This window comes from Lactiplantibacillus sp. 30.2.29 (assembly GCF_018991255.1).
Taxonomy (GTDB): Bacteria; Bacillota; Bacilli; order Lactobacillales; family Lactobacillaceae; genus Lactiplantibacillus; species Lactiplantibacillus pentosus.
This window is the reverse complement of sequence record NZ_JAGYGU010000083.1, coordinates 1-1656: the sequence shown is the minus strand read 5'-3', so window position 1 is coordinate 1656 and position 1656 is coordinate 1. Positions and strand designations below refer to the sequence as shown.

Sequence of the window (1656 nt, the reverse complement as noted above, 5' to 3'; positions counted from 1 at the left end):
ACAACATTAAATGAGCTTTTTAGAACTCATCATTAATTTGAGAGTTTGATCCTGGCTCAGGACGAACGCTGGCGGCGTGCCTAATACATGCAAGTCGAACGAACTCTGGTATTGATTGGTGCTTGCATCATGATTTACATTTGAGTGAGTGGCGAACTGGTGAGTAACACGTGGGAAACCTGCCCAGAAGCGGGGGATAACACCTGGAAACAGATGCTAATACCGCATAACAACTTGGACCGCATGGTCCGAGTTTGAAAGATGGCTTCGGCTATCACTTTTGGATGGTCCCGCGGCGTATTAGCTAGATGGTGGGGTAACGGCTCACCATGGCAATGATACGTAGCCGACCTGAGAGGGTAATCGGCCACATTGGGACTGAGACACGGCCCAAACTCCTACGGGAGGCAGCAGTAGGGAATCTTCCACAATGGACGAAAGTCTGATGGAGCAACGCCGCGTGAGTGAAGAAGGGTTTCGGCTCGTAAAACTCTGTTGTTAAAGAAGAACATATCTGAGAGTAACTGTTCAGGTATTGACGGTATTTAACCAGAAAGCCACGGCTAACTACGTGCCAGCAGCCGCGGTAATACGTAGGTGGCAAGCGTTGTCCGGATTTATTGGGCGTAAAGCGAGCGCAGGCGGTTTTTTAAGTCTGATGTGAAAGCCTTCGGCTCAACCGAAGAAGTGCATCGGAAACTGGGAAACTTGAGTGCAGAAGAGGACAGTGGAACTCCATGTGTAGCGGTGAAATGCGTAGATATATGGAAGAACACCAGTGGCGAAGGCGGCTGTCTGGTCTGTAACTGACGCTGAGGCTCGAAAGTATGGGTAGCAAACAGGATTAGATACCCTGGTAGTCCATACCGTAAACGATGAATGCTAAGTGTTGGAGGGTTTCCGCCCTTCAGTGCTGCAGCTAACGCATTAAGCATTCCGCCTGGGGAGTACGGCCGCAAGGCTGAAACTCAAAGGAATTGACGGGGGCCCGCACAAGCGGTGGAGCATGTGGTTTAATTCGAAGCTACGCGAAGAACCTTACCAGGTCTTGACATACTATGCAAATCTAAGAGATTAGACGTTCCCTTCGGGGACATGGATACAGGTGGTGCATGGTTGTCGTCAGCTCGTGTCGTGAGATGTTGGGTTAAGTCCCGCAACGAGCGCAACCCTTATTATCAGTTGCCAGCATTAAGTTGGGCACTCTGGTGAGACTGCCGGTGACAAACCGGAGGAAGGTGGGGATGACGTCAAATCATCATGCCCCTTATGACCTGGGCTACACACGTGCTACAATGGATGGTACAACGAGTTGCGAACTCGCGAGAGTAAGCTAATCTCTTAAAGCCATTCTCAGTTCGGATTGTAGGCTGCAACTCGCCTACATGAAGTCGGAATCGCTAGTAATCGCGGATCAGCATGCCGCGGTGAATACGTTCCCGGGCCTTGTACACACCGCCCGTCACACCATGAGAGTTTGTAACACCCAAAGTCGGTGGGGTAACCTTTTAGGAACCAGCCGCCTAAGGTGGGACAGATGATTAGGGTGAAGTCGTAACAAGGTAGCCGTAGGAGAACCTGCGGCTGGATCACCTCCTTTCTAAGGAATATTACGGAAACCTACACACGCGTCGAAACTTTGTTTAGTTTTGAGAG

General features: G+C 50.4%; 1 rRNA gene. It reads left to right on the top strand.

Going from position 1 to position 1656, the window contains the following annotated elements:
* The first annotated feature begins 33 nt into the window (after positions 1–33).
* A 16S ribosomal RNA gene (locus KGF65_RS16550) occupies positions 34–1600 on the top strand.
* Positions 1601–1656: the final 56 nt, after the last annotated feature.